This window comes from Bacillus sp. FSL R7-0685, assembly GCF_038002425.1.
Taxonomy (GTDB): domain Bacteria; phylum Bacillota; class Bacilli; order Bacillales; family Bacillaceae; genus Bacillus; species Bacillus subtilis.
In genome coordinates, this window is record NZ_JBBOCN010000001.1 from 1,210,341 (window position 1) to 1,234,831 (window position 24,491).

Here is a 24,491-nt window from a genome sequence, read left to right on the forward strand (position 1 = left end):
TAAAAATGAGGTTTTGTTCTCTGAGTGAGAACTAGCATAACCCTGACTTAAAAAGGAGGTTCTGATTATGGCGCATACATCTGTCGCATCTTTAGTTGTTGTACTTATCGTTGCATTTTTGACACCCATCCTTTTGCATCGGTTTAAACTCAGCATCCCGGTTGTTGTTGCTGAAATCATTATGGGGCTGATTATTGGGAAAAGCGGCCTTAATTTAGTTGTGGAGGGTGACACCTGGCTCCAGACACTCTCTATGCTCGGATTTATCTTTTTAATGTTTTTAAGCGGGCTTGAAATTGATTTTTCGTCGTTTGAGAAAGGAAAGAAAAAGCAGTTCCTGCCGAATGGCAAGGAAGCGCCGAATACGTTTGCTGCGGCATCTGTTATTTTCGTCGGTATTTTTATTTTATCATTGCTCTTGTCCTATGGGTTCGTCTTGGCCGGATTTATCCAAAATGCATTTTTGATGACCCTGATTATTTCAACGATTTCATTAGGCGTTGTCGTTCCAACATTAAAAGAAGAACGGATCATGAATTCGAATATCGGGCAGATTATTTTGCTTGTTGCTGTTATTGCTGATTTGGCCACGATGATTCTTCTTGCTGTTTTTTCTTCCTTATACGGAGAGGACAGCGGTAACATGTGGCTCCTGATGATTCTGTTTGCGGCCGGAGTGGTGCTTTACTTTTTCGGCCGGGTCTTTAAACATCGCTCTTTTGTTCAGTCCATGTCAAAAGGGACGATCCAGATCGGGACGCGTGCCATTTTTACGTTAATTATTGTACTCGTTGCCCTGTCTGAATCACTTGGGGCGGAAAATATTCTCGGCGCTTTCTTAGCGGGGGTTCTTGTTTCCCTGCTTTCGCCAAACAAAGAACTTGTTCAGCAGCTGGATTCATTTGGTTATGGGTTCTTAATACCGATTTTCTTTGTGATGGTCGGTGTGAAGCTTGATATTTGGACTCTTTTTCAGGATAAAACAATTTTAATCATGATTCCGCTCCTGCTGCTGGCGCTGTTAGTCAGCAAAATCATTCCTGTCATGTACTTAAAGAAGTGGTATGATAACCGAACCATTTTCGCGTCTGGTTTCTTGCTGACATCAACGCTTTCGCTCGTGATTGCCGCTGCAACAATCGGCCAGCAGCTTCACGTGATCAGCGCAAATATGTCGGGAGCGCTAATTTTAGTAGCCGTCATCGCAAGTATTTTTACGCCGATCTGTTTTAAAAAGTTATACAAACGGGAAGAGCAGCCGGAGGAGAAAAAGACGATTACGTTCATCGGCGCCAATCAAATGACTTTGCCTGTCACACTCGAATTGCCAGAGGAAGAGTATGACGTGCGTGTTGTACACGTCTACCAAGAGAATGCAGAGGAAAAGCTGTCAGAATCAGTGTTTGCTGTTGAAACAATTTCTGACTATGAACACGAGACGCTTGAATCACTCGGCATTTTTGAAACGGATATTCTCGTTGTGGCGACCGGGAATGAAGATATGAATGCAGACATTGCATTACTTGCAAAAGAAAAAGGCACAGAAAGAGTCATTGCAAGCGTAGGATCACCGGAGCATGAAGCAGCTTTGAAGGAGCAGGGAATCAGCATCTTTTCTATTCTGCTGTCGACAAAAACGCTGCTTCGCGCACTGATAGAAGCGCCTGGCGTCATGAAGCTGCTCACGAACCAAGAGTCTTCGCTGTATCAAATTAATATGGAGAACAGTAAATATGATGGTGTCATTTTACGGGAATTCCCTTTAACAGGTGACGTCATCTTTGTCAGGATCTTCAGAGGTGTGGACAGCATCGTTCCTCATGGGGATACAAGGCTGAAACTTGGAGACCGTTTAATTGTCACCGGATCTCGGGGGTACGTAACGGATCTTAAGAAAACATTGGAAGGATAAATCTTGACCAAATAAGGATTCGTGTTAATATAGAGGTGCAGAACAATTCAATATGTATTCGTTTAACCACTAGGGGTGTCCTTCATAAGGGCTGAGATAAAAGTGTGACTTTTAGACCCTCATAACTTGAACAGGTTCAGACCTGCGTAGGGAAGTGGAGCGGTATTTGTGTTATTTTACTATGCCAATTCCAAACCACTTTTCCTTGCGGGAAAGTGGTTTTTTTATTTTCAGAGGGGGAATGATTTGTGAAGTTTTCAGAAGAATGCCGCAGTGCAGCCGCAGAATGGTGGGAGGGGAGCTTTGTCCATCCGTTCGTTCAAGGAATCGGTGACGGAACGCTTCCGATTGACCGTTTTAAATACTACGTGCTTCAGGATTCCTATTATTTAACGCATTTTGCAAAGGTGCAGGCATTTGGCGCCGCTTATGCGAAGGATCTTTATACAACGGGGCGGATGGCAAGCCATGCCCAAGGTACATATGAGGCGGAAATGGCGCTTCATCGGGAGTTTGCCGAGCTGTTGGAAATCAGCGAGGAAGAGCGTAAGGCGTTTAAGCCGTCTCCTACTGCGTATTCTTATACATCCCATATGTACCGTTCGGTTTTGAGCGGGAATTTCGCAGAAATCTTAGCGGCCTTGCTGCCATGCTATTGGCTCTATTACGAGGTTGGTGAAAAATTGCTGCATTGTGATCCGGGGCATCCAATTTATCAGAAGTGGATTGGCACATATGGCGGTGATTGGTTTAGACAACAGGTCGAGGAGCAAATCAACCGCTTTGATGAGCTGGCGGAAAACAGCACGGAGGAAGTGCGTGCCAAGATGAAAGAGAATTTTGTCATCTCCAGCTACTACGAATATCAATTTTGGGGAATGGCCTATCGAAAAGAAGGCTGGTCTGACAGCGCCATAAAAGAGGTGGAGGAATGTGGAGCTTCACGCCATAACGGATGACAGCAAGCCGGTAGAAGAGCTAGCGAGAATCATCATTACGATTCAGAATGAAGTTGATTTTATTCACATTCGGGAACGCTCAAAATCGGCGGCGGATATTTTGAAACTGCTCGAGCTTATTTTTGAAGGCGGTATAGATAAACGAAAATTGGTGATGAACGGGCGCGTGGATATTGCACTTTTCTCTACTATTCACCGCGTGCAGCTGCCAAGCGGCAGCTTTTCACCGAAGCAGGTCAGAGCCAGATTTCCACACCTTCATATCGGGAGGTCGGTGCATTCACTGGAGGAAGCGGTTCAAGCAGATAAGGAAGACGCGGACTACGTGCTGTTCGGGCATGTGTTTGAAACGGATTGCAAAAAGGGTCTTGAAGGCAGAGGAGTATCTTTGCTGTCAACTATCAAACAGCGGATTTCCATCCCGGTTATAGCCATCGGGGGGATGACGCCGGACAGGTTAAGAGACGTAAAACAAGCAGGGGCAGACGGCATCGCTGTTATGTCAGGAATTTTCTCTTCCGCTGAGCCCTTGGAAGCAGCCAGACGATATTCCCGCAAGCTAAAGGAGATGCGCTATGAAAAGGCATTATGAAGCAGTGGTGATTGGAGGCGGAATTATCGGTTCCGCAATTGCTTATCATTTGGCAAAGGAAAACAAAAGCGCCGCATTGTTTGAAAGCGGAACAATGGGCGGCAGAACGACAAGTGCCGCTGCTGGAATGCTGGGCGCCCATGCCGAATGCGAGGAACGTGACGCGTTTTTTGATTTCGCTATGCACAGCCAGCGTCTGTACAAAGGACTTGGAGAAGAGCTTTATGCATTATCCGGTGTGGATATCAGGCAGCATAACGGCGGTATGTTTAAGCTTGCATTTTCTGAAGAAGATGTGCTGCAGCTGAGACAGATGGACGATTTGGACTCTGTCAGCTGGTATTCAAAAGAAGAGGTGTTAGAAAAAGAGCCGTATGCGTCTGGTGACATCTTTGGTGCATCTTTTATTCAGGATGATGTGCATGTGGAGCCTTATTTTGTTTGCAAGGCGTATGTGAAAGCAGCAAAAATGCTTGGGGCGGAGATTTTTGAGCATACGCCCGTCCTGCATGTCGAACGTGACGGTGAAGCCCTGTCCATCAAGACCCCTAGCGGAGACGTATGGGCTAATCATGTTGTCGTTGCCAGCGGGGTGTGGAGCGGAATGTTTTTTAAACAGCTTGGACTGAACAATGCTTTTCTCCCTGTAAAAGGGGAGTGCCTGTCCGTTTGGAATGATGATATCCCGCTGACAAAAACGCTTTACCATGATCACTGCTATATCGTACCGAGAAAAAGCGGCAAACTGGTTGTCGGCGCGACAATGAAGCCGGGGGACTGGAGTGAAACACCGGATCTTGGCGGATTGGAATCCGTTATGAAAAAAGCAAAAACGATGCTGCCGGCTATACAGAATATGAAGGTGGATCGTTTTTGGGCGGGACTCCGGCCGGGAACAAAGGATGGAAAACCGTACATCGGCAGACATCCTGAGGACAGCCGTATTTTATTTGCGGCGGGCCATTTCAGAAACGGGATCCTGCTTGCTCCCGCAACGGGCGCTTTGATCAGTGATCTCATCATGAATAAAGAGGTCAACCAAGACTGGCTGCACGCATTCCGAATTGATCGCAAGGAGGCGGTTCAGATATGATGCTACAGCTGAACGGTAAAGACGTGAAGTGGGAAAAAGACGCAGGTACAATTCAAGACCTGCTGGCGTCGTATCAGCTTGAAAATAAAATCGTTATCGTGGAAAGAAATAAAGAAATAATCGGGAAAGAACGCTATCACGAGGTTGAGCTTTGTGATCGTGATGTCATTGAAATTGTCCATTTTGTAGGAGGCGGATGAGCATGTTAACAATTGGCGGAAAATCATTTCAATCAAGATTGCTGCTGGGCACGGGGAAATACCCATCGTTTGACATTCAAAAGGAAGCAGTAGCTGTTTCTGAGTCTGATATTTTAACATTTGCTGTGCGGAGAATGAACATTTTTGAAGCATCTCAGCCGAATTTTCTGGAACAGCTTGATTTATCCAAATATACGCTTTTGCCGAATACAGCGGGTGCCAGCACTGCTGAAGAAGCAGTTCGGATTGCAAGGCTGGCGAAAGCGTCAGGCCTTTGTGACATGATTAAAGTTGAAGTCATCGGATGCAGCCGTTCCTTGCTGCCTGACCCTGTTGAGACATTAAAAGCGTCTGAACAGCTTCTTGAAGAAGGCTTTATTGTGCTCCCGTACACGTCGGATGACGTTGTGCTGGCGAGAAAGCTGGAAGAGCTCGGCGTTCATGCCATCATGCCGGGTGCATCTCCGATTGGATCAGGACAAGGAATCTTAAATCCTTTGAATCTGTCATTTATTATTGAACAGGCGAAAGTGCCGGTCATCGTGGATGCGGGAATCGGCTCGCCTAAAGATGCGGCATACGCAATGGAGCTTGGAGCGGATGGCGTACTGCTCAATACGGCTGTATCGGGCGCTGACGATCCTGTGAAAATGGCTCGTGCCATGAAGCTCGCAGTGGAAGCAGGGCGCCTTTCTTATGAGGCGGGCCGCATCCCGCTTAAGCAATACGGAACGGCAAGCAGTCCGGGAGAAGGTCTTCCTGTATGACGGGCAGGTATTCAAGGCAGGAGCTGTTTGCTCCGATCGGCCCATTCGGCCAGAAAAAATTGAAAGAAGCGCGCGCCGTGATTATCGGCGCCGGCGCGCTCGGAACAGCCAGTGCAGAAATGCTGGTGAGAGCGGGAGTCGGCTCTGTGAAAATTGCCGACAGAGATTATGTTGAATGGAGCAACCTCCAGCGCCAGCAGCTTTATACAGAAGTTGATGTCAAAAAAGAAATGCCGAAAGCAGCTGCTGCGGAGCGCCGTCTCCGTTCGATTAACAGCGATGTTGATGTGACCGGCCTTGTCATGGATGTGACAGCAGAAAATATCTTCGAGCTGATTAGGGATGCATCAATTATAGTGGATGCGGCTGATAATTTTGAAACCCGCCTGATCGTAAATGATGCTGCGGTAAAGGAAGGGATTCCTTTTCTTTACGGTGCCTGTGTAGGGAGCTACGGCCTCACCTTTACCGTGGTGCCGGGTTCTACTCCTTGCCTGCATTGCTTGCTCGATACACTTCCGATTGGCGGAGCAACATGTGACACAGCCGGCATCATCAGTCCGGCTGTTTTGCAGGTAGCAGTCTTTCAGGTAACAGATGCACTGAAGCTGCTGACGGGAGAGGAGTGCGAGCCGGTGCTGCGCTCTTTTGATTTGTGGAAAAATGAGCGGTCAGAAGTGAGAGCAGCCAGTCTCAAACATGACGCATGCCCAAGCTGCGGCACAAAGGATTTTCCGTTTTTGTCATATGAAAATCAAACAAAAGCGGCTGTATTGTGCGGCAGGAACACGGTGCAGATCAGATCATCTATTACGAAAGAAGCGGATCTTGAAGCGCTTGCCGCTCAGCTGAGGCAGGCCGGGCTTGAAGTAGCTGCGAACCCGTATTTAATTTCCTGCCGCTCGGATGATATGAAAATGGTGCTGTTCCGGGACGGCAGAGCTTTGATCCATGGAACAAATGATATTGCCCGGGCAAAATCCATTTATCATAAATGGATTGGGTAATAAAAGGAGTGTAGTGTAATGAGTATATATAAAGCATTGACAATCGCCGGATCAGATTCAGGCGGCGGCGCAGGGATACAAGCTGATATTAAAACCTTTCAAGAGCTTGATGTATTCGGAATGTCTGCGATTACAGCGGTAACCGCTCAAAATACGCTTGGCGTTCATGGGGTGCATCCGCTGACTGTAGAGGCGTTGAGACAGCAAATTGACGCTGTTGCTGAGGATTTGAGACCGGATGCAGTCAAAACGGGAATGCTCTGGAATGCCGACATGATTGAAGAAGTGGCAAGAAAAATTGACGAGTACGGATTCAATCGTGTAATTGTTGATCCGGTTATGATCGCAAAGGGCGGGGCATCCTTGCTGCGTGATGAGTCAGTTGCCACCTTAAAGGAGTTGCTCATTCCAAGAAGCTACGCGATTACGCCGAATGTCCCGGAAGCAGAAACGCTGACAGGAATGACAATCAGCTCGCTGGATGACCGGAAAAAAGCAGCAGAGCAGCTCGTCAAGATGGGTGCGCAGCATGTCATTATCAAAGGCGGGCACCAGCCTGAGGACAATCACATTACTGACCTTCTTTTTGATGGCAGCATGTTTATGCAAATCACCCATCCTTATATCAATACGAAGCATACGCATGGCACAGGCTGCACCTTTGCTGCGGCTTTAACGGCCCAAACGGCTAAAGGAGACAGCATCCATCAGGCATTTGAGATTGCGGCCAACTTTGTCCGCGAAGCGGTGGAAAATACGCTCGGCATCGGATCAGGACACGGGCCGACAAACCATTTCGCTTTTAAACGAAACAGCTTAAATACAAGCCGATGAGATCACCATCTGATGGTGATCTCTTTTGCGTTTCCTACGGTATGCGCTTTTCATCTGGACAAGGTTATGATATGATAGGAATTAAGATCAGGTACTAATACTATGTCTTTATTAAATATAGGAGGCTTTATACATATGAATTTTTCACTTGAAGGCCGCAACATTGTTGTGATGGGGGTAGCCAACAAACGCAGCATCGCCTGGGGCATTGCGCGTTCTTTACATGAAGCGGGTGCACGTTTGATTTTCACATACGCTGGTGAACGCCTGGAGAAATCCGTTCACGAGCTTGCCGGAACATTAGACCGCAACGACTCCATCATCCTTCCTTGCGATGTTACAAACGACGCAGAAATCGAAACTTGCTTCGCAAGCATTAAGGAGCAGGTCGGTGTAATCCACGGTATCGCGCATTGTATCGCGTTTGCCAACAAAGAAGAACTTGTCGGCGAATACTTAAACACAAATCGTGACGGCTTCCTTTTGGCTCATAACATCAGCTCATATTCTCTGACTGCTGTTGTCAAAGCGGCACGTCCGATGATGACTGAAGGCGGAAGCATTGTCACTTTGACGTACCTTGGCGGAGAGCTTGTGATGCCAAACTACAACGTCATGGGTGTAGCAAAAGCTTCTCTTGATGCAAGTGTGAAATATTTAGCTGCTGACTTAGGAAAAGAAAATATCCGCGTCAACAGCATTTCTGCCGGCCCGATCAGAACATTATCTGCTAAAGGCATCAGCGATTTCAACTCTATCTTAAAAGACATCGAAGAGCGTGCACCGCTTCGCCGCACGACAACACCTGAAGAAGTGGGCGATACAGCTGCGTTCTTGTTCAGCGATATGTCCCGCGGGATTACAGGTGAAAATCTTCACGTTGATTCAGGTTTCCATATCACTGCCCGCTAAGCAGGATCTATTTCAAGCAATCCCGAATAGGGATTGCTTTTTTATTTCTTCTGATTTTCAGCTTTCTGTCATATAGATAGAATATGACACAATCGGAGGGATGAAGATGTCTAATAAGAAAAGAAACGCGGATAAAAAACCGCTCATGTATATTGTTCAGCCGGATTATGCAGAAACTACAAGGTCATCCATGCAGGAGATTGTCATCAAAAGAAAGGCCGACAAACCCGCTCCGCCAAAAGCTGAGGAAAAGCCGGCTTACCATGAGAAGCAGCAGGAGGAAGCTGTGGCACAGGATGTCCTGCAAGAAGACCAAAAGCCTGCAGCCGAACCAGTGAGTCAGCAAACTCAAGAGGTGAGAGAACCAGAGAACATAAAAAGCCAGGAGGAACAGAAAGCAGAGCCGCAGGCCGTAGAAGAAACCGTCGAACACGAGCCCGCGAAAGCAGAAAAAAAGGAAGAGCCTGCACTTGAGACCCGGAAGCCTGAGAAAGAACCGGAAGCTGTCCATAGTGCTGATAAAGCGGAGGAAAAAGCACCGCCGGCACGAAAAGTGAAAAAACCGATGAGCAAGATGACGATCCACGAAAAAATTGATTTTTTAACAAAGCTGCCTCATAACATGCCGAGAGCGCTTTGTTTGATTGAAGCCAATGGAAGAACGTACAGGGGCGTGATTGTCGGAAGAAGAAATGATTCCGTCCTGCTTCGAACAACCGGAAACGGAGCCCCAACCGAACTGGCAATCGATGATATTACCTCTTTGCACCCGCTCGGTTTTTAACGAAAAAGAAAAAAGCTGCCCGGCTGATGTTGCCGGGCAGCTTTTTTACATAGAGAAAAGCCTGCAGGCTTGCAAGCTTTTCCAGCTTATGATTAATGCTGATGATGTGTACGATTGATTAATCGAGGATTTAAGCAGTTGATTGCGCAGAAGCAGTCTAAGTCAACTTCAATACAGTAGTTCGTTTTTTCGAGTCGGAACACTTCACACACCGTATCTTTATCGGTGAAGTCCAAAATGTGTTTGTGTTCGTCAAATGCGATTAATAATGACAGTGTTGCGCAGCTTCCATGCACTCTTTCGACCCTGAAAAATACTGTATTAAAGCAAGGGCCGTTATCGAGTTCGCCGACATTTCCGAAGGCGACTAATGGCGTTGATTTTGATGTAAATATTGCAAAAGGCACTGTGTCGCCTAACGAATGGCTTACAGATAAAAGCTTAGAGTGGCAGCCGGTCGGGCAGTCTTCTTCAACAGCGTTTTGCAGATCTTCAATATTTTCTACAGCTTCACGCACGCAGCTTGATGTTTTCTGGCTCATATTATCCCTCCTGCCTTATAAATTTGAGACTGGCGAAATGATGGAGAGTCAGCTGCCTCACGCTGGAAGCAGCTGAATGATTTGCACCTGTAATAGAGTTTGGAAGGGGATTCCTCTTTACAAGTGTTTATCCATTGTGATGATGCTTTTTATCTTTGTGAGGCGATGTTCTGTCAACTAGCTCTGGTGACAGGCACTGAATCGCGCAGAAGCATCCGAGATCCACTTCAATGCAGAAATCTGTTTTTTCTAGCCCGAAGAAATCCGGGTCGCAAGGGTGGCAAACACTTAAGGTATCGCCTTTGACATCGACAGGGCGTAAAATAGACAGTGTTGCGCAGCAATCACATAATTTTTCAACGCGGAAGAAAATGGATTCAAAGCATTGCATATCATCCACAAATCCCCCCACGTTTCCGAATGTGGAGAACAATCCGCCTTTTTTATCAAACAAGAGAAACGGAATTGTGTCTTTACCTGCAATTGTCGGATTCAAAAGGTTTGTATAGCAGCCAGTCGGACACTGTTCCTCAACTGCCTCCTGCTCTGCTAAAATCTTTTCCACTGCATCGCATACACAGTTCTCATGCCGGCCATGGGTTTTTCCGCAGCTCATTGATTTCAGCTCCTTCTTTATAGGGTATTTGACTTTAGTCCTTAACAACATATGTACCCGTGCCCCACTTGGTGTGGGTGAACGTCTATATATTCATCATATGCTTGGAAAATAAGAAAAAGCAGAGCGTTTTTAGCTCTGCTTTTAGGTTCTAGAGGACAAGAGTGATGACTAGGACAGCGATCAGAACGTTTGTAGCTGTAGAGACAAGGGTTGCGATATCGGCATCTACTGTTGTGACGTTTACGCCGCGGGAGCATTCGATAAGAAGTTTCTGGCGGTTTACTTGCTTGTTAGCTGTAAGCTGCAATAAATCTTGTGCGACTAATTCAGCAATAACGCCATCTGCAATGGAGGTGAGAGCTACTGTCAAGACAGCTGCATTAAGCGCTGTTACAATAGATGTTACGGCTTGAACGTCTGTAGATGAAACGTTGATGTCACAAGAGTCTCTAATAATAATTGTCTCATCTGAGACTTGTTTGTTGAGATTTGCCTGAGCTAGATCTTGGTCGATAAAGGCGTTGTTGTCATTGCCAAACCCATTGTTATTGCAGCAAATATCGCAATTGCATTTTCTTTCTTCTTTTTCTTTCTCTTTGTGCTCTAACGGATGGTCACAGTCAGGATCAAGTGCAACCCAAGAGTATGGTCTGCTTTCCATATCTATTCCTCCTTTTCTTTTACTGTTATTAAATGAGCGAGCCTCTTACTTTGACTGAGGCATTTATCTTGATGATGTGCCCTATTTTTTATGATTAATTTGAATTGTTATTGTTTTGCCGTCTTTGTCTGAGCTGTTCAATGAGCTGCTCTCTGCGGCTAAGCGGTTTATCGCTCTTTTGCTCTTGTACGGCTTCTTCTTCTTTTTTCTTCTTGTGTTTTTCAGCTAGCTCCGCTGATTTCGCTTGCAGGTCTTTTACCATATTCAAAAGCATTTCTTTTTCTTCATCTGATACTTTTTTCATTTTGTCTTTTGTGATGCCGTGTTTTACAAATATGTTTTGGACCAGCATTTTCATCATTGGATCAACTTCTGGGAGCTTTTCAAGCTCTTCTTTGATTTTATCGTTATCTGACATTTGTTCTCACCTCAACTTTTAGTTTGTGAAAAGAAAGGGTTAAAGGATGTCGAATTCAAGGAGCATACTGTTTAACACCTGAAGCAAGATTTGTACAAAGGTTATTATTTCGTCTGCAGACAAAGTAATCTTGATGTTTCGGCTGTTGATAATTTTAATGATGGTTCTTTTTTTGATTTGAGAGTTATCAAGAATGAGTATTTCGCTTGCTACTGTGTCGGCCAAGTCCTCGTCGGCAATAACGAGCTGTGTCAACAGGATAATCAATGTTGTAACCAAGGCTTGTATAGAAAGGGCAGCTGTTATATGTGACGTATCTATTGTGATATTTTCGCAATCAATCACTTCGATCTGCTGCTCGAATTCGCTTGATAATTGCTCAAATATGTCAGGATGCAGGGATTCAATTTTTGTTTCAAATGACATAACCTTCACTCCTTTCTTATCCATACTCTATATAATGCAAATGGGGTGCCGAGCGGAATAATAAAAATAACCAATTTTCTGCCGGACAAGATACAATTCATGAAGAATAGGGTTTTCGCATATATGTGAAGGGATCATGATTGGCAAAGGAGTGAACGAGTGGTTATAAATGGGCTGACAATTGTTCTTCTATCGCTTGCGGTCTTTCGGCTCGCCCGCCTGCTGGTGTTTGACACGATTATGGCGCCGCTTCGCAGTCTGTTTCATGAAGAGAAGGAAGAAAAGGATGCGGACGGGAACATTGAAACCTATATCGTGATTAAGGGAACCGGTGTCAGGGCGTTTATTGGTGAATTGCTGAGCTGCTATTGGTGCACAGGCGTGTGGTGCGCCGGCTTTTTGATTTTATGCCAGGCGTTGATCCCGCAAGCGGCGCAGTGGCTGATTTTACTTTTGGCGATCGCCGGCCTTGCCGGCATCATAGAAACGCTCGTATCAAAATGGCTGCAAGAATGAGGCGTTACCACCAGCAACTTTTCACTAGCATCAGCATAAAGTAGCATATATGACATAAGGAAAGGAAGGGGACAAAAATGAGCCAACATCATAAACCTTCCCAAAAATCTCCATATACAGATTCATCGTATCAATCAAAAAAGATAAAAAAGAAAGGCTGCGGGTGCGGAAATAAAAAGAAAAAGCCTCAATAGCCTGGCAAAGAAACCGGAGAACTCCGGTTTTTTGTTTTTTTAACGGGGCGGCCTCGCTCAGCATATATCATAAGCGGGGGGATAAAAGTGAATGAGTTTGAAAAATGGATAGAAGGAAGATATGAACCACACGAACAAAAGCAAAAAGAGTATGAAGACACGATGGGCCGTATCAGAAAAGACTTGGATGCATTTGATAAAGCCGGTCTGGAATTTGAAGATGAGATTGAAGAGCTGGCTGAAAAAACGGAGGCCTTACTTAAGAAACATCAAGCTCAATATGATCAATCATAAATCCGCAAACGCCCTATGCGAATATCCAAGCCGATCCAAGCAGCTCACATAGTGTATAGAGAGTAAAGGAGGTGCTTATCTATGGGCTTTGGATACGGATTCGGCGGCGGCTACGGCGGCTGTTATGGCGGTTATGCTGGCGGTTACGGCGGCGGCTATGGTTCAACATTTGTTTTGTTGGTCGTATTATTCATTCTCCTCATCATCGTAGGTGCATCTTTCTTTTAAGATGTATTGAGGAAGTACGGGTTATAACCCGTGCTTCCTTGCCTTGTGTTTATTTTTAAAAATGTTGGAAAAGCACATTGTATTATGTGCATTCATACAATACCGTATTACTCCGCCAAAAGGAGGCGCATTATGGATAATCAATTTTTTAAGAACATCGAAAAGAAAACAGGTGTGAAGATGCAGGATGTAATGAATCTTGCCGGATCACTCCAAAACGCTAATTTTAAAGATGAAAATACAGTGCGCAGTGTGATTAACCGCGTAGCGCAGATGGCAAACAGACGCGTGCCAAAAGAATTAGAAGATAAAATTGTGGAATCTATTACAAGCGGAAAAGAAAAGCTTGATTTTGGCACGATTTCTAAAATGATGGATAATAAATAAGTGGATGGCCTGGCTGACTCACTGCAGCGGGCCTTTTTTTACAGTAAAAACCCGGCAGTAATCTGCCGGGCTGTTAATGATGCAAGGGCTGTCTTGCTTTCTGTACCAGGGGATACAAAAATCTTGAGCGGTTGGCTGTTTTGCCGCGCCTGTTAGCGGGGCAAGACAAATATAAATGCTGTTTCGCCCGGGTCATGGCTACATATAAAAGGCGTCTTTCCTCCTCAAGAGCGGCCTCGTCTCCTTTTCTTGCCGTTTCTAATGAGAAATCGTGCGGAATCGAGCCGTCTACAGTGCCTAACACGTAGACTGTTTTGAATTCAAGTCCTTTTGACCGGTGAATGGTCATCAGCTGAACGCCATGTTCATCCGTTCTGTTTTTCTCAGCGGCCCTCATATGGTCTACGTGGGCAAGAAAGTCAGGAATCGTTTTGAACTTCTTGGCGACAACCTTGATGTCACGCAGGTCATCAGAGCCTTTTTCCAGCTTGTTGCCCTCATTGCCCCGCTTTTTTAAATATTCGGAGAAGCCCATTTTTCCTTCTGCAAAGGTGATGGCTTCTACGGGTTTCATTGTGCGGAGGCTTGCAAAAAACGGTACGATTTTCTTGATTTTGTCCAGCTGGAATGGCTTCAGATCAGGCAATTTGGCCAGCGCTTTGATCATGGTACAGTCCTCTGTAATCGAGAGCGCCTTCAGCGTATTCAAAGCGGACTGTTTTAAAAACAAGGCGGGAAGCAAATGTTTAATCGCCTCGGTGTCATCCTCATTTTGGCTGGCGTACAAGTAGGCGAGAATCTGGCGGACGATCCGTCTGCTGTAAAACGATTGGACGCCGCGGTCAGCTGTATACGGAATTGACGATTGATGAAGCCTTTCATATATAGCACGGCCTCCGCTGTTTGTGCGGTAAAGAACCGCAAAGTCTTCTGGACTGGCTCCATTTTGAATTTTTTCTTTGATATCGGAAACGACCATTGTGGCTTCTTCCTCTTCATCATAAGGATAAAACAGCACAGGGACCTGAATGTCATCGCGGGCCGCTTCAAGCGTTTTGGCATATCTGTTTTTGTTCTTTTTCACAACGATATCAGCACTAGAGACGATCGGGTGCGTAGACCTGTAGTTCGCAGTTAAATAGATCGTCTTCGCTCCCGGATAATCCTTTTGAAAATCAAGAATGAAAGACGGATTGCTTCCGCGAAACGCGTAGATGGACTGGTCATCGTCTCCGACACAGCACAGGTTTTGCTCCGGGCTGGCGAGCATTTGCATGATTTTGTATTGAACCGGATTAATGTCCTGAAACTCATCAATTAAGATATACGTAAACCGAGATTGATATTGTTCCAGAAGGTCAGGCCGCTCGATAAACAATTCATAGCAGGCTGAAGCCATGTCATCAAAATCAAATTGGCTGTGTTCTTTTTTCTGGCGTTCATAATGTTCATATAAACGATAAACTTGTTTTTCCCACTCATCTTTTAGAGGGATGCGTTCATTTGGGACATAAGTGTTTTTCCAAAAACCGATCTGCTGCAGAGCTTGGTCAACTGGGAATTCTTTCTCATCGATGCCTTCTTCATAGAGTGCTTTTTTGATATATTGTTCCCGCTGCCACTCCATTTTCAGCAGATGCTCACCGTTCCATTTAGCAGAATTAGAGTGATACAAGATCTTATAAAACAGACTGTGGAATGTTCCTGTCACAAGTCTTCTGACTTTTGCCGGCTGTAATCCGTACTGGTTCGCCATACGCTCTTTCATTTCAGCGACAGCTTTTGTTGTAAAGGTGACAAGCAGCATATTTTCAGGCGGTATGCCTAAGTGTTCGATCATGTGGGCGGCACGGGCTGTCAGCACCCGTGTTTTTCCGCTCCCCGCACCTGCAAGCACGAGCAGCGGGCCCTCTGTTTCCGTGACAGCTTTCAGCTGATCCGTGTTTAAACCGACAGACGGAAAAAGGCTCGTATCGGGTTCTATTGTTTTTGGCACAAATGGTGTTCCTGGTTTAATGCTTCTAGGACGGTGCCATTCTGTAACAGCTGGGGACGGGTCAGCGGCGATCGCTTTTCCCTTGGGTAAACGAATGACACCAGATTCCTGATCATCTTCTTTTTTCCCCTCTTTAGAGGGCTTCGGTTCGCACGCCTCCTCACATGCCGGAAAATCGCCTGGCTGGCGATGGATAAACTCTGGCGGATCGGCGATGTTAAGCCGTAACAAAACGGGCTTTCCGCAATGAGAACAAAATAAATGTCCTTTTATTCCCTCTTCAAAGAGGAATTGATAATGTTCTCTCGAATATGTATGTAAATGTATGATTCTATCATTCAGTCGGGCGCATTTCAAAAAGGGGTCCTCCCAATCAAAAGGTGTTCATTACAGACAATGACTATCATATCAAAAGAAATGTGTTTCAAAAAGTAAGTTTAAGGGAAAAGAGACAGCAGAGGGGTGGGTATTGTATGATATATGCAGGTCAAATTCAGAACCAGCAATACGCTCAATATGCTAATAGAACGGCTGGACATAAGCAGGATTATGCCGGAACCGAAAAAATCAGCTATGTCCCGTTTCAGCGGGTATACAAAGAACTGGAAAAGCAGCAGGAGAATCAAACGGCCGCTGAAAGAAAGGTAAACGAGATGAAACGTAAGCGCTCTCTTTATAAGAGATTGCGAGAAAAAGGAATGGGCACATATATTAATCGATATGTATAAAAAACCGTTCATACGAGAGAACGGTTTTTTATATGCGGAAAAAATCCGGATCTCAAAAAGATCCGGATGCGTTCAGTCCTTCATCATTTGTAAGTGGGGGATGCCGGCATCGAGGAATTCTTTTTCAGAAAGCACGCGATACCCGTGTTTCTTGTAAAACGGCACAGCCTGTGTTTGCGCGTTTAAAATGAAACCGGAAGCGCCTCCGTCTGCCGCGGCTTTTTCGAGCGCTTTCATAATGATGCCGCCGACACCGGCTGAGCGGTGGCTTTTCAGTACGCAAATCCGCTCTAACTTGCCGTAGCCGTCCTTCATACGCCATCTTCCGGCACCGACAGGCTTTTCACCGTCATACACGACGATATGCTCTGACTCATTTTCAAGTTCGTCAATTTCTTCTTCAGCAGGCACGTTTTGTTCTTTGACAAAGACTTCTTCTCTTACATAGAATGCATCTTTCAGTTGGTCTTCATTTTTTGCGATAACTGCTTTCAAACATTATTCTCCTCTGCCTAGCAAGAAGGTTTCATATACTGTCCACGATCCGTTTTCCAGCTGGTAAAGCAAGTGGAAACGGTCAACGATTTCTTCATGCGACACTTCCTGCATTTTTAATTGTCCCAGCACATCTGAATGCTCATCGTCGGAAAGATTTTGGCCGACCGTCACATGCGGAACGAAATTATATTCCTGTTCTCCTGCCAACACACCGGTGTATAGCTTTTCATTGAGTGTTTTTAACTCTTCCGTCGGTTCTGCTTTGATGTAAATGACATTATTGACAGGCGCAAATGAGCTGTATTTTGTCATTTTGAGAACGAGTGGGTGGGACTCTTTTGCGATGTTTCTTAAATGTGATACGAGCTGATCCGCTTTCTCCTCCGCGCATTCAAAGGATGCTCTCAGCGTCAAATGAGGCGGGATTAGAGAGTAGCTTGGGTCATAGCGCTTTCTGTAAGAGTTTGCAAGGTCTTGGAGCTTTTTTGATGGAAATAAAACGATTCCATATTTCATATTATGTCCCTCCTGGAAATAAAGTATGATAGAGTGTTAAAGCATTTTTTTCAGCGCCGGGGTGATGAGCGGCTGCCAGTATGTCCATTTGTGGTCTCCGTCAAATGGCTCAAAATCATAATCGGAAAGTTTCTTCTCCAGCAGCTGCTTCAGCTCCTGGTTCGGTTCTGTAAAGTCCAGAATGTTCCCGTCTGTCGTGTGGACGTCAGTTTCTTTTGTTCCGATTTGGTGATAAATAGAGAGGTGTTTGATATCGCCTGACTGTTTCACGGCTTCTAGTACATGTTTGTCAACATAGGGAGACTGCATGATGATGTTGCCAAACATATTCGGATAATCAAGCGCTGTCATAAGTGACACGGTTGCTCCGAGCGAATCACCGATCAGCGTTCGGCCGTAACCGATCTGATAGGTTGGATACTCATCATCTGCAAAAGGAACGAGCTCATGGGCGATGAACCGTTTATAAGCCGAAAATTTTGAACCCTCCGGATGATAGGTGTTTCTGCGCTCTTTTACATTCTTATAGGGAACACCGATAATAATGCTCCGGTCTATTTCGTGTTTTGACAGCAATTCCTCAACCTGTCTGCCGATTCTCCCCAGCCTGAAATAATCGTGGCCGTCCTGCGCGATAATGACATGGTATTTATAAAGCGGGGAGTAGTTGGACGGCAGGTAAACAAGCAAGGTCATTTCTTCGTTAAGCTCTTTTGAAAAGAATTTCTTTTCTTGCACTGTGCCGTTTTTCGGTGCCATAAAAACATTCCTCCAGGACATCACTATACTTTCTTGCATTTTCAATTATTGTACCATGAATTATTAGAAATTTCTCTCTTTAAACGGTTCGGTTCACGAAGAAAAAAGTGTTGAAATAAACTGTGAATTGCGCTAATATAAAACAATCAGAAAATTTAAATCGATATTTCTTATCGTGAGAGGTGGAGGGACTGGCCCTTAGAAACCTCAGCAACCGGCTTGTTTTGCATGTGCAAAGCGCCAAGGTGCTAAATCCAGCAAGCGTTTTTTATGCTTGGAAGATAAGAAGAAGCGTTAAACCCCTTCTTCTTATGAAGAAGGGGTTTTTATTTTGAAAAGGGAAGGTGTCAGCTATATGTCACAGCACGTTGAAACGAAATTAGCTCAAATTGGGAACCGTAGCGATGAAGTCACGGGAACAGTGAGTGCTCCTATCTATTTATCAACAGCATACCGCCACAGAGGGATCGGAGAATCTACCGGATTTGATTATGTCCGCACAAAAAATCCGACACGCCAGCTTGTTGAGGACGCCATCGCTAACTTAGAAAACGGCGCGAGAGGGCTTGCTTTTAGTTCGGGAATGGCTGCTATCCAAACGATTATGGCGCTGTTTAAAAGCGGAGATGAACTGATCGTTTCATCGGATCTATATGGCGGCACGTACCGTTTATTTGAAAATGAATGGAAAAAATACGGATTGACTTTTCATTATGATGATTTCAGCGATGAGGACTGTTTACGCTCTAAGATTACGCCGAATACAAAAGCGGTGTTTGTGGAAACGCCGACAAACCCCCTCATGCAGGAGGCGGACATTGAACATATTGCCCGGATGACAAAGGAGCACGGTCTTCTGCTGATCGTAGATAATACATTTTATACACCGGTCTTGCAGAGGCCGCTAGAGCTGGGAGCTGACATTGTCATTCACAGCGCAACCAAGTATTTAGGCGGGCATAACGATCTGCTTGCTGGACTTGTCGTGGTGAAGGATGAGCAGCTCGGAGAGGAAATGTTTCAGCATCAAAATGCGATCGGCGCCGTCCTGCCGCCATTTGATTCGTGGCTTCTGATGAGAGGAATGAAGACGCTGAGCCTCAGAATGCGTCAGCATCAGGCAAACGCGCAGGAGCTTGCGGCTTTTTTAGAAGAGCAGGAAGAAATTTCGGATGTGCTGTATCCCGGAAAAGGCGGCATGCTGTCCTTCCGTCTGCAAAAAGAAGAATGGGTCAATCCGTTTTTAAAAGCACTGAAGACCATTTGTTTTGCAGAAAGCCTCGGCGGGGTGGAAAGCTTTATTACATACCCTGCGACCCAGACGCACATGGATATTCCTGAAGAGATCCGCATCGCAAACGGGGTGTGCAATCGGTTGCTGCGCTTTTCTGTCGGTATTGAACATGCGGAAGATTTAAAAGAGGATCTAAAACAGGCATTATGTCAGGTCAAAGAGGGAGCTGTTTCATTTGAGTAAACACAATTGGACGCTGGAAACCCAGCTCGTGCACAATCCATTTAAAACAGACGGCGGAACCGGGGCGGTCAGTGTACCGATTCAGCACGCCTCGACTTTTCACCAATCTTCATTTGAAGAGTTCGGGGCATATGATTACAGCCGCTCTGGCACGCCGACAAGAACAGCTCTCGAAGAAACAATTGCCGCATTGGAAGGCGGAACAAGAGGATTTGCTTTCAGTTCAGGCATGGCTGCCATCTCAACAGCATTTTTACTGCTGTCACAGGGTGATCACGTTCTTGTGACAGAAGATGTATACGGCGGAACCTTCCGTATGGTGACAGAGGTGCTGACCCGGTTTGGCATTGAGCATACGTTTGTCGACATGACGGATCGTAATGAAGTGGCGCGGAGCATCAAGCCGAACACAAAGGTCATTTATATGGAGACACCGTCAAATCCGACACTTGGGATTACGGATATTAAAGCGGTTGTTCAGCTTGCAAAAGAAAACGGCTGTCTGACCTTTCTGGACAATACATTCATGACACCGGCACTGCAGCGACCGCTTGACCTCGGCGTGGATATTGTACTTCACAGCGCGACAAAATTCTTAAGCGGACACAGCGATGTGCTCTCAGGTTTGGCTGCTGTCAAAGATGAAGAGCTTGGGAAGCAGCTGTATAAGCTGCAAAACGCGTTCGGCGCCGTCCTTGGCGTACAGGATTGCTGGCTTGTCCTGCGCGGATTAAAAACATTGCAGGTCCGTTTAGAGAAAGCGAGTCAAACAGCCCAGCGGCTTGCGGAATTTTTCCAGAAGCATCCGGCGGTGAAGCGCGTGTATTATCCGGGACTGGCTGATCATCCCGGCGCTGAAACCCATAAAAGTCAGTCGAAGGGAGCGGGCGCCGTGCTATCTTTTGAGCTTGAAAGCAAAGAGGCCGTTAAGAAGTTAGTCGAGAATGTGTCACTGCCGGTCTTCGCTGTCAGCCTTGGCGCCGTGGAATCGATTTTGTCCTATCCGGCAACGATGTCTCACGCGGCAATGCCTAAGGAAGAGCGTGAAAAACGCGGTATCACTGATGGCCTGCTCCGTCTGAGTGTGGGCGTCGAACATGCAGACGATTTAGAACACGATTTCGAACAAGCGCTGAAAGAAATTGCTCCAGTTGCGGTTCGTTAAAAAAGAAGCCGGGGATGGTCCGGCTTCTTTTATTATTGTTCATCATCAGGATTCAGAATCGCGAGGACTTGATGATCCTCCCAAACGCCATTAATTTTTACATTTTTTCGGGCGATGCCTTCTTTGTGAAATCCTGCTTTTTCTAATACACGCATGGACCCGAGATTACGGGGCATCACACCGGCTTCAATCCGATGCAGTTTCAATTCGTGGAACGCATAACCAACAACCAATCTGACTGCCTCTGTCATAATGCCCTTTCCATTATGGGCTTTGTCTAAAAAATACCCAATGAACGCAGTTTGCAGCGCTCCGCGGATGATTTGAAAGAGCGAAACCGTCCCGATTAATCTATCGTCTGACGCTGTAAAGATGCCAAAATGATATTCTTCATCTTTCTCAAGTCTTTGCTGATACTCGGTTATTCGTTTTCTTTGCCCCTCAATCGTATAATAATCGTCTGCGCGTATCATAGAAAACTGTTCGAAGAAATCTCGATTTTCACTTTGCAGCCGCAGATTTTCTTCGGCATCCGTTACTTCTAAAGGTCTAACATAAATGGTTTTTCCTTTTAACATACAGTGATCTCTCCGTTCTCGTGTCAGCATTCCTCTTACATTATTCTCAGGGAAATGCAAATATCCTTTTTATAAGAAGGAAGAAAACCAATTTCCCATAAAAGTGCCAACATAGTTGCCGATTAAGTAGCCGAGCGTACCGACAAGCATGATCGGGGCGACAAGCTCCCGCCATCCCTTGGCAATTGCCATCGCAGCCGCAGTCGTCGGTCCCCCGACAGTAGCGTTGACGGCGAGCAGAATTTCTTCAAGCCGCACGCGGAACAATTTTCCGGCAGCTAAGGAAACTGCTAAATTGCTGATCGCAATGATAAACACGAATAATAGAATAAGAGGCGCATTCGTGACGATTAAGCGGAGATCTGCAGGAATGCCGATCACCACAAAAAACAAATAAATCAAAAAGGTTCCAAGTTCCTGAGATCCATTGAGCCTTTCAAAAAAACGCGGGAAAAGAAAAATGATAAGAACAGTTAAAGACGTAAGCACCAGGTACTGATCGCCAAGCGTACCGGTCAGCAGGGGATGAGAAAAAATGCTTTTAAAATAACCGGAAACCTTCATACTAACCGCAACAAGTGCGAAAGCGGCACCGGCATTAAATGCGATATCCTTTAAGGAAATATCCTTCCGTTTCCAATAGCTTTCAGCACTGTTTCCGCTGTTTCCATCGGCTTTTACCTTCTCTTCAAACGGCATGGCATAATGCCGCTGAAACCATTTGAGTGCAGGAATGCTGATTAAAATAAAAAACAAAAGCGCCATCATAAAATTATCAGCCACAACGGTAGCCGACACATATTCACCAGGCGTCTCAAATTTTGCCGCCATCGCCGCAAAGTTGACCCCGCCGCCGATATAAGAGGCGCTGATCATCCCGCCGATTTTATCGAGATAGGGAATATGCTGTTTGAGTAGAAAAAAAGCCAGGATACTGCCAAGCACTGTTCCAACGGAGCTAATCAGAAAAATAAACAGCAAACGCCTGCTTTCCTTAAAAATTTGCCTAACATTGATCTGAAACAATAAAAGTGGTATCGCCAGTGGTACCACATAAGACCACACAGTGTAATACACAGGCGACTCAACAGGAAGCACTCCTACATTTGTAAACACCATAGCACCTGCAAGGGCAATAATAGCGCCCGACACAGCAGAAGCCCACTTAAAGCGCTGCTCCAGCCCGATACTCACTGCCGCCCACACCGCAATAAACCCCCATAATACCCAAACATCATCGGAAGAGATCAAAGAATGCAAAACCCCATCACCTCTATTGTTAGAAAATTAAGACATATTATAATAGCCGGGGAACGGAACAGCAAGTCCAAAAAAAGTTTTTCTAAAAAAGCAGTTGACGAATAGAAGGGAAGGTTATATAATAGAACTTGTCAGAAAGACAATAACATACCCAGCAACACATACATATCATGATTCCGTAGCTCAGCTGGGAGAGCGCTACCTTGACAGGGTAGAGGTCGCTGGTTCGAGCCCAGTCGGAATCATAGCTTAAACCCTTGCGCAGCAAGGGTTTTTTATTTTGCTTATTTATTGATTTGTCATCATTCATCGAGTTGGGGACGAATTGGGGACGAAATTATTTTTTTGAGCTGATTTTGAAGAAGAATTTCAAAATCAACTCTGTTTTTGTGCTAGGTTTCTAGGATCGAACTGGTTAAAGTGTTTTACTGTGCTATTTTCGAGTTTCTCGGTAACGTGGCCATAAATATCACTAGTTGTTCGAGTACTGGCATGTCCAGCTCTTCTTTGGATAGCACTGAGACTTTCGCCAGCTTCCATAAGGAGAGCCACCGCAAGTCATGAAGACGAGCATCTTTTAGGCCGTACTTCTTTTTTAATTTTAGTCCATTTTGCGGTAGGGGTTGTATAGTAGTAAGGTTTTCCTTTACCACTGTGAAATACAAATTGATGTTTTCCGCCTTCCCAGGCATCGCTAAGCAACAATTTTTCTTTTTCATATGCGATAATATTTAGCCAACTCATCCATATAAAAATCAGGCATTTTAACGAATCGTTGAGAACTTTTTGACTTTGGACTTTTGACATGGGGTTCTTCATTAATTGTTTTAGAAATTGATCTATTTACGTATATTCTACCTTTGTCCCAATCTATATCCAAATGCCATTCGCAAGCAAGAGCTTCTCTTCTACGAAGCCCGCCGATCAGAGCTGCAAGATAATATAAACGACATTTAATATCTATTTCATACAACACTTTAATACATTCAGCTGCTTTTTCTGATTCAAGAAAGTTCATTTCCTTATTCTCAGCTTCAGGTGAACTCAATCCCTCCATAGGATCATCTTTTATCAATTTCCATTCCTTTGTTGCGGATTTAAACAATGCTTGCAGAATTTTAAATATATCTTTGATCTCCTAATCCGCCAGGCTTTCCATCTTTTCTAGCTCCATCTTTAGATAAATATCAATAAAATCAACAATATGAAGACTTTTTATTTTGTCTATTTTTTTATGACATAATGCAGGGAGAATGTGGTTGTTTAAGTGATTTGAATACTTAACAGATATTGTAAAAGAGTAAGGCTTTCCATTTTTATTAAAGAGTTTCTTTTCGACCCATTTCTCTGCACTGCAAATGATTCAACAGTAGATTTTTCAGGAGCAATATACTCGCCGGCCTCTACTTTAATTCTGAAACGGTCCAGTTGATCTTCGAGATACTCCTGTAATTTCCGTTTAGACTTTAATATTTTTGGATCTTCGATACGAGTCGATTTCTTTTTTCTATCTCTTTTACCGTTGTCATCATATCCATTTTCGACTATTAATCTAAAAGATTTTTCACTGCGCCTTTCAATACTAACCATGTGGCTACCTCCTTGTTCAAATTAATTTGCTTGATAAAGCTTTTGATGCCAGAGAATAGAAAACAGTTTTCTTTTGTACATTTCAAGCCGTTTAGCTGTAAAAGGGTATGTGACGTTAAAGGTATCTCCAATTAACTTTATAGCCTCCGATTGCATGCGCGGCAACGAAATCTTTTCGAGCATGAATGTCGGTACACAAAAGTGATACATGAAACTATTGGCTTGATACTCTTGAAGCTGGCGGAACATACGATTCATATTGAATTGGTTCCCGCAGTGTTTAATCACATGCCCGAGCTCACGGACAAAGTCCTCCCATTGTTGTTGATGAGAAGTCCTTGAATCCAAAACCATGCTATAAAGACCATTTATACAAAACATGCTGCTGCCTTTTTTTCGTAGTGTATCCAAATCTGAAAAGCAGCCGCAATCCGTTCCATGTCAACTTCTTCAGGAGTAAACATATTCAATTTTGTATAAATCTTCTTTACTTCTTCTTCTAGATGAGATAACTGAATTGTCATAATAGCACCACCTGGTGGGAATGTATGTTCTGTTTTTAGTGTGAAAGAAAAGCCC

28 protein-coding genes, 1 tRNA gene, 2 pseudogenes and 2 riboswitches are annotated in these 24,491 nt (G+C 44.9%); of the genes and pseudogenes, 18 read left to right on the forward strand and 13 right to left on the reverse strand.

Annotation, left to right across the window (positions count from 1 at the left end; genetic code table 11):
* Positions 1–67 precede the first annotated feature (67 nt).
* The 10 genes from MKY50_RS06330 to cotO all read left to right on the forward strand — a co-directional run bounded on the left by MKY50_RS06330 (position 68) and on the right by cotO (position 9,060).
* On the forward strand, positions 68–1,912 hold the full coding sequence (locus tag MKY50_RS06330; protein WP_015715673.1) for a monovalent cation:proton antiporter family protein: 1,845 nt from the start codon (positions 68–70) through the stop codon (positions 1,910–1,912).
* Between the two features lie 61 nt (positions 1,913–1,973).
* Positions 1,974–2,082, forward strand: a riboswitch (TPP riboswitch).
* A 78-nt stretch (positions 2,083–2,160) separates the two neighbouring features.
* On the forward strand, positions 2,161–2,871 hold the full coding sequence (gene tenA / locus MKY50_RS06335; RefSeq protein ID WP_085186273.1) for a thiaminase II: 711 nt from the start codon (positions 2,161–2,163) through the stop codon (positions 2,869–2,871).
* Complete coding sequence (gene tenI, locus MKY50_RS06340) at positions 2,846–3,463, forward strand: thiazole tautomerase TenI (RefSeq protein WP_085186271.1); 618 nt, start codon at positions 2,846–2,848, stop codon at positions 3,461–3,463. Before tenA ends, tenI begins: the two co-directional genes overlap by 26 nt.
* Positions 3,447–4,556 carry a glycine oxidase ThiO gene (gene thiO, locus MKY50_RS06345; protein ID WP_174223339.1) on the forward strand — a complete coding sequence of 370 codons (1,110 nt, stop codon included), beginning with the start codon at positions 3,447–3,449 and terminating at the stop codon, positions 4,554–4,556. Before tenI ends, thiO begins: the two co-directional genes overlap by 17 nt.
* Positions 4,556–4,756 carry a sulfur carrier protein ThiS gene (gene thiS / locus MKY50_RS06350; RefSeq protein WP_015252345.1) on the forward strand — a complete coding sequence of 67 codons (201 nt, stop codon included), beginning with the start codon at positions 4,556–4,558 and terminating at the stop codon, positions 4,754–4,756. Before thiO ends, thiS begins: the two co-directional genes overlap by 1 nt.
* Positions 4,753–5,523, forward strand: coding sequence for a thiazole synthase (gene thiG, locus MKY50_RS06355; protein WP_010886483.1), 771 nt, complete (start codon positions 4,753–4,755; stop codon positions 5,521–5,523). The genes thiS and thiG overlap by 4 nt, the downstream gene beginning before the upstream one ends.
* Entirely contained in the window at positions 5,520–6,530 is a 1,011-nt protein-coding gene (thiF, locus tag MKY50_RS06360) for a thiazole biosynthesis adenylyltransferase ThiF (RefSeq protein WP_341116332.1), read from the forward strand. Before thiG ends, thiF begins: the two co-directional genes overlap by 4 nt.
* A gap of 18 nt (positions 6,531–6,548) precedes the next feature.
* Positions 6,549–7,364: a bifunctional hydroxymethylpyrimidine kinase/phosphomethylpyrimidine kinase gene (gene thiD / locus MKY50_RS06365; protein ID WP_003232898.1), complete on the forward strand. Its 816-nt coding sequence runs from the start codon at positions 6,549–6,551 to the stop codon at positions 7,362–7,364.
* Between the two features lie 135 nt (positions 7,365–7,499).
* Positions 7,500–8,276 (forward strand): enoyl-ACP reductase FabI, encoded by a 777-nt coding sequence (fabI, locus tag MKY50_RS06370; RefSeq protein ID WP_003232896.1) that lies wholly within the window; start codon positions 7,500–7,502, stop codon positions 8,274–8,276.
* 100 nt (positions 8,277–8,376) lie between these two features.
* Entirely contained in the window at positions 8,377–9,060 is a 684-nt protein-coding gene (gene cotO, locus MKY50_RS06375) for a spore coat protein CotO (protein WP_341116335.1), read from the forward strand.
* Positions 9,061–9,152: 92 nt separating this feature from the next.
* On the opposite strand, the gene cotZ is transcribed toward cotO, so the two are convergent.
* The 5 genes from cotZ to MKY50_RS06400 form a co-directional block, all read right to left on the reverse strand.
* Entirely contained in the window at positions 9,153–9,602 is a 450-nt protein-coding gene (cotZ, locus tag MKY50_RS06380) for a spore coat protein CotZ (RefSeq protein WP_014479464.1), read from the reverse strand.
* 127 nt (positions 9,603–9,729) lie between these two features.
* Positions 9,730–10,218, reverse strand: a complete 489-nt coding sequence (gene cotY / locus MKY50_RS06385) for a spore coat protein CotY (RefSeq protein ID WP_014479465.1) — start codon at positions 10,216–10,218, stop codon at positions 9,730–9,732.
* A gap of 151 nt (positions 10,219–10,369) precedes the next feature.
* Entirely contained in the window at positions 10,370–10,882 is a 513-nt protein-coding gene (gene cotX / locus MKY50_RS06390) for a spore coat protein CotX (RefSeq protein ID WP_015252341.1), read from the reverse strand.
* Between the two features lie 94 nt (positions 10,883–10,976).
* Positions 10,977–11,300, reverse strand: coding sequence for a hypothetical protein (locus MKY50_RS06395; protein ID WP_015252340.1), 324 nt, complete (start codon positions 11,298–11,300; stop codon positions 10,977–10,979).
* 39 nt (positions 11,301–11,339) lie between these two features.
* The gene (locus tag MKY50_RS06400) at positions 11,340–11,726 is read right to left on the reverse strand and encodes a spore coat protein (RefSeq protein ID WP_029726269.1); all 387 of its coding nucleotides are present in this window, start codon (positions 11,724–11,726) and stop codon (positions 11,340–11,342) included.
* A gap of 159 nt (positions 11,727–11,885) precedes the next feature.
* Here MKY50_RS06400 and yjcA point away from each other — a divergent pair, with 159 nt between their 5' ends.
* The 4 genes from yjcA (at position 11,886) to spoVIF (ending at position 13,345) form a co-directional block, all read left to right on the forward strand.
* Positions 11,886–12,242 carry a sporulation protein YjcA gene (gene yjcA / locus MKY50_RS06405; protein ID WP_014476457.1) on the forward strand — a complete coding sequence of 119 codons (357 nt, stop codon included), beginning with the start codon at positions 11,886–11,888 and terminating at the stop codon, positions 12,240–12,242.
* A gap of 281 nt (positions 12,243–12,523) precedes the next feature.
* Complete coding sequence (locus MKY50_RS06410) at positions 12,524–12,730, forward strand: hypothetical protein (RefSeq protein WP_017695696.1); 207 nt, start codon at positions 12,524–12,526, stop codon at positions 12,728–12,730.
* An 81-nt stretch (positions 12,731–12,811) separates the two neighbouring features.
* Complete coding sequence (yjcZ, locus tag MKY50_RS06415) at positions 12,812–12,958, forward strand: sporulation protein YjcZ (RefSeq protein ID WP_015252337.1); 147 nt, start codon at positions 12,812–12,814, stop codon at positions 12,956–12,958.
* A 132-nt stretch (positions 12,959–13,090) separates the two neighbouring features.
* Complete coding sequence (gene spoVIF, locus MKY50_RS06420) at positions 13,091–13,345, forward strand: sporulation-specific transcription regulator SopVIF (protein ID WP_003232870.1); 255 nt, start codon at positions 13,091–13,093, stop codon at positions 13,343–13,345.
* 73 nt (positions 13,346–13,418) lie between these two features.
* On the opposite strand, the gene MKY50_RS06425 is transcribed toward spoVIF, so the two are convergent.
* Positions 13,419–15,698 carry an ATP-dependent helicase gene (locus MKY50_RS06425; RefSeq protein ID WP_341116337.1) on the reverse strand — a complete coding sequence of 760 codons (2,280 nt, stop codon included), beginning with the start codon at positions 15,696–15,698 and terminating at the stop codon, positions 13,419–13,421.
* A gap of 116 nt (positions 15,699–15,814) precedes the next feature.
* Between MKY50_RS06425 and MKY50_RS06430 the strand changes: the two genes are divergently transcribed.
* On the forward strand, positions 15,815–16,069 hold the full coding sequence (locus MKY50_RS06430) for a hypothetical protein (protein ID WP_042977867.1): 255 nt from the start codon (positions 15,815–15,817) through the stop codon (positions 16,067–16,069).
* A 72-nt stretch (positions 16,070–16,141) separates the two neighbouring features.
* Here the strand turns inward: MKY50_RS06430 and MKY50_RS06435 are convergent, their stop codons facing one another.
* The 3 genes from MKY50_RS06435 to MKY50_RS06445 are packed head-to-tail and all read right to left on the reverse strand — an operon-like array spanning position 16,142 to position 17,842.
* Positions 16,142–16,564, reverse strand: coding sequence for a GNAT family N-acetyltransferase (locus tag MKY50_RS06435; RefSeq protein ID WP_015252333.1), 423 nt, complete (start codon positions 16,562–16,564; stop codon positions 16,142–16,144).
* A 3-nt stretch (positions 16,565–16,567) separates the two neighbouring features.
* Complete coding sequence (locus MKY50_RS06440) at positions 16,568–17,083, reverse strand: YjcG family protein (protein WP_003232861.1); 516 nt, start codon at positions 17,081–17,083, stop codon at positions 16,568–16,570.
* 36 nt (positions 17,084–17,119) lie between these two features.
* Positions 17,120–17,842, reverse strand: a complete 723-nt coding sequence (locus MKY50_RS06445; protein ID WP_029317626.1) for an esterase family protein — start codon at positions 17,840–17,842, stop codon at positions 17,120–17,122.
* A 167-nt stretch (positions 17,843–18,009) separates the two neighbouring features.
* Positions 18,010–18,130, forward strand: a riboswitch (SAM riboswitch).
* Between the two features lie 67 nt (positions 18,131–18,197).
* Here MKY50_RS06445 and metI point away from each other — a divergent pair.
* Together metI and metC are read left to right on the forward strand one after the other, a co-directional pair.
* A complete protein-coding gene (metI, locus tag MKY50_RS06450; protein ID WP_015715681.1) occupies positions 18,198–19,319 on the forward strand; it encodes a cystathionine gamma-synthase/O-acetylhomoserine thiolyase in 1,122 nt (373 codons plus the stop codon).
* Complete coding sequence (gene metC, locus MKY50_RS06455) at positions 19,312–20,484, forward strand: cystathionine beta-lyase (RefSeq protein WP_069322527.1); 1,173 nt, start codon at positions 19,312–19,314, stop codon at positions 20,482–20,484. Before metI ends, metC begins: the two co-directional genes overlap by 8 nt.
* 32 nt (positions 20,485–20,516) lie before the next feature.
* Here metC and MKY50_RS06460 read toward each other — a convergent pair whose 3' ends face one another.
* Together MKY50_RS06460 and MKY50_RS06465 are read right to left on the reverse strand one after the other, a co-directional pair.
* Positions 20,517–21,062 (reverse strand): GNAT family N-acetyltransferase, encoded by a 546-nt coding sequence (locus MKY50_RS06460; protein WP_069322528.1) that lies wholly within the window; start codon positions 21,060–21,062, stop codon positions 20,517–20,519.
* 69 nt (positions 21,063–21,131) lie between these two features.
* A complete protein-coding gene (locus MKY50_RS06465) occupies positions 21,132–22,322 on the reverse strand; it encodes a DUF819 family protein (protein ID WP_341116338.1) in 1,191 nt (396 codons plus the stop codon).
* Positions 22,323–22,494: 172 nt separating this feature from the next.
* Between MKY50_RS06465 and MKY50_RS06470 the strand changes: the two genes are divergently transcribed.
* A tRNA-Val gene (locus MKY50_RS06470) sits at positions 22,495–22,567 on the forward strand.
* Positions 22,568–22,697: 130 nt separating this feature from the next.
* Here the strand turns inward: MKY50_RS06470 and MKY50_RS21730 are convergent.
* Positions 22,698–23,912, reverse strand: a pseudogene (locus MKY50_RS21730) (tyrosine-type recombinase/integrase).
* 21 nt (positions 23,913–23,933) lie between these two features.
* Positions 23,934–24,436: pseudogene (locus MKY50_RS06495) on the reverse strand (ImmA/IrrE family metallo-endopeptidase).
* Positions 24,437–24,491 lie beyond the last annotated feature (55 nt).

Coding starts and splice junctions, on each gene's coding strand:
- MKY50_RS06330 (WP_015715673.1), top strand. CDS start 68: ATGGCGCATACATCTGTCGCATCTTTAGTTGTTGTACTTATCGTTGCA.
- thiO (WP_174223339.1), top strand. CDS start 3,447: ATGAAAAGGCATTATGAAGCAGTGGTGATTGGAGGCGGAATTATCGGT.
- thiS (WP_015252345.1), top strand. CDS start 4,556: ATGCTACAGCTGAACGGTAAAGACGTGAAGTGGGAAAAAGACGCAGGT.
- thiG (WP_010886483.1), top strand. CDS start 4,753: ATGAGCATGTTAACAATTGGCGGAAAATCATTTCAATCAAGATTGCTG.
- thiF (WP_341116332.1), top strand. CDS start 5,520: ATGACGGGCAGGTATTCAAGGCAGGAGCTGTTTGCTCCGATCGGCCCA.
- thiD (WP_003232898.1), top strand. CDS start 6,549: ATGAGTATATATAAAGCATTGACAATCGCCGGATCAGATTCAGGCGGC.
- fabI (WP_003232896.1), top strand. CDS start 7,500: ATGAATTTTTCACTTGAAGGCCGCAACATTGTTGTGATGGGGGTAGCC.
- cotO (WP_341116335.1), top strand. CDS start 8,377: ATGAAGATGTCTAATAAGAAAAGAAACGCGGATAAAAAACCGCTCATG.
- cotZ (WP_014479464.1), bottom strand. CDS start 9,602: ATGAGCCAGAAAACATCAAGCTGCGTGCGTGAAGCTGTAGAAAATATT.
- cotY (WP_014479465.1), bottom strand. CDS start 10,218: ATGAGCTGCGGAAAAACCCATGGCCGGCATGAGAACTGTGTATGCGAT.
- cotX (WP_015252341.1), bottom strand. CDS start 10,882: ATGGAAAGCAGACCATACTCTTGGGTTGCACTTGATCCTGACTGTGAC.
- MKY50_RS06395 (WP_015252340.1), bottom strand. CDS start 11,300: ATGTCAGATAACGATAAAATCAAAGAAGAGCTTGAAAAGCTCCCAGAA.
- MKY50_RS06400 (WP_029726269.1), bottom strand. CDS start 11,726: ATGTCATTTGAAACAAAAATTGAATCCCTGCATCCTGACATATTTGAG.
- yjcZ (WP_015252337.1), top strand. CDS start 12,812: ATGGGCTTTGGATACGGATTCGGCGGCGGCTACGGCGGCTGTTATGGC.
- spoVIF (WP_003232870.1), top strand. CDS start 13,091: ATGGATAATCAATTTTTTAAGAACATCGAAAAGAAAACAGGTGTGAAG.
- MKY50_RS06430 (WP_042977867.1), top strand. CDS start 15,815: ATGATATATGCAGGTCAAATTCAGAACCAGCAATACGCTCAATATGCT.
- MKY50_RS06440 (WP_003232861.1), bottom strand. CDS start 17,083: ATGAAATATGGAATCGTTTTATTTCCATCAAAAAAGCTCCAAGACCTT.
- MKY50_RS06445 (WP_029317626.1), bottom strand. CDS start 17,842: ATGGCACCGAAAAACGGCACAGTGCAAGAAAAGAAATTCTTTTCAAAA.
- metI (WP_015715681.1), top strand. CDS start 18,198: ATGTCACAGCACGTTGAAACGAAATTAGCTCAAATTGGGAACCGTAGC.
- MKY50_RS06460 (WP_069322528.1), bottom strand. CDS start 21,062: ATGTTAAAAGGAAAAACCATTTATGTTAGACCTTTAGAAGTAACGGAT.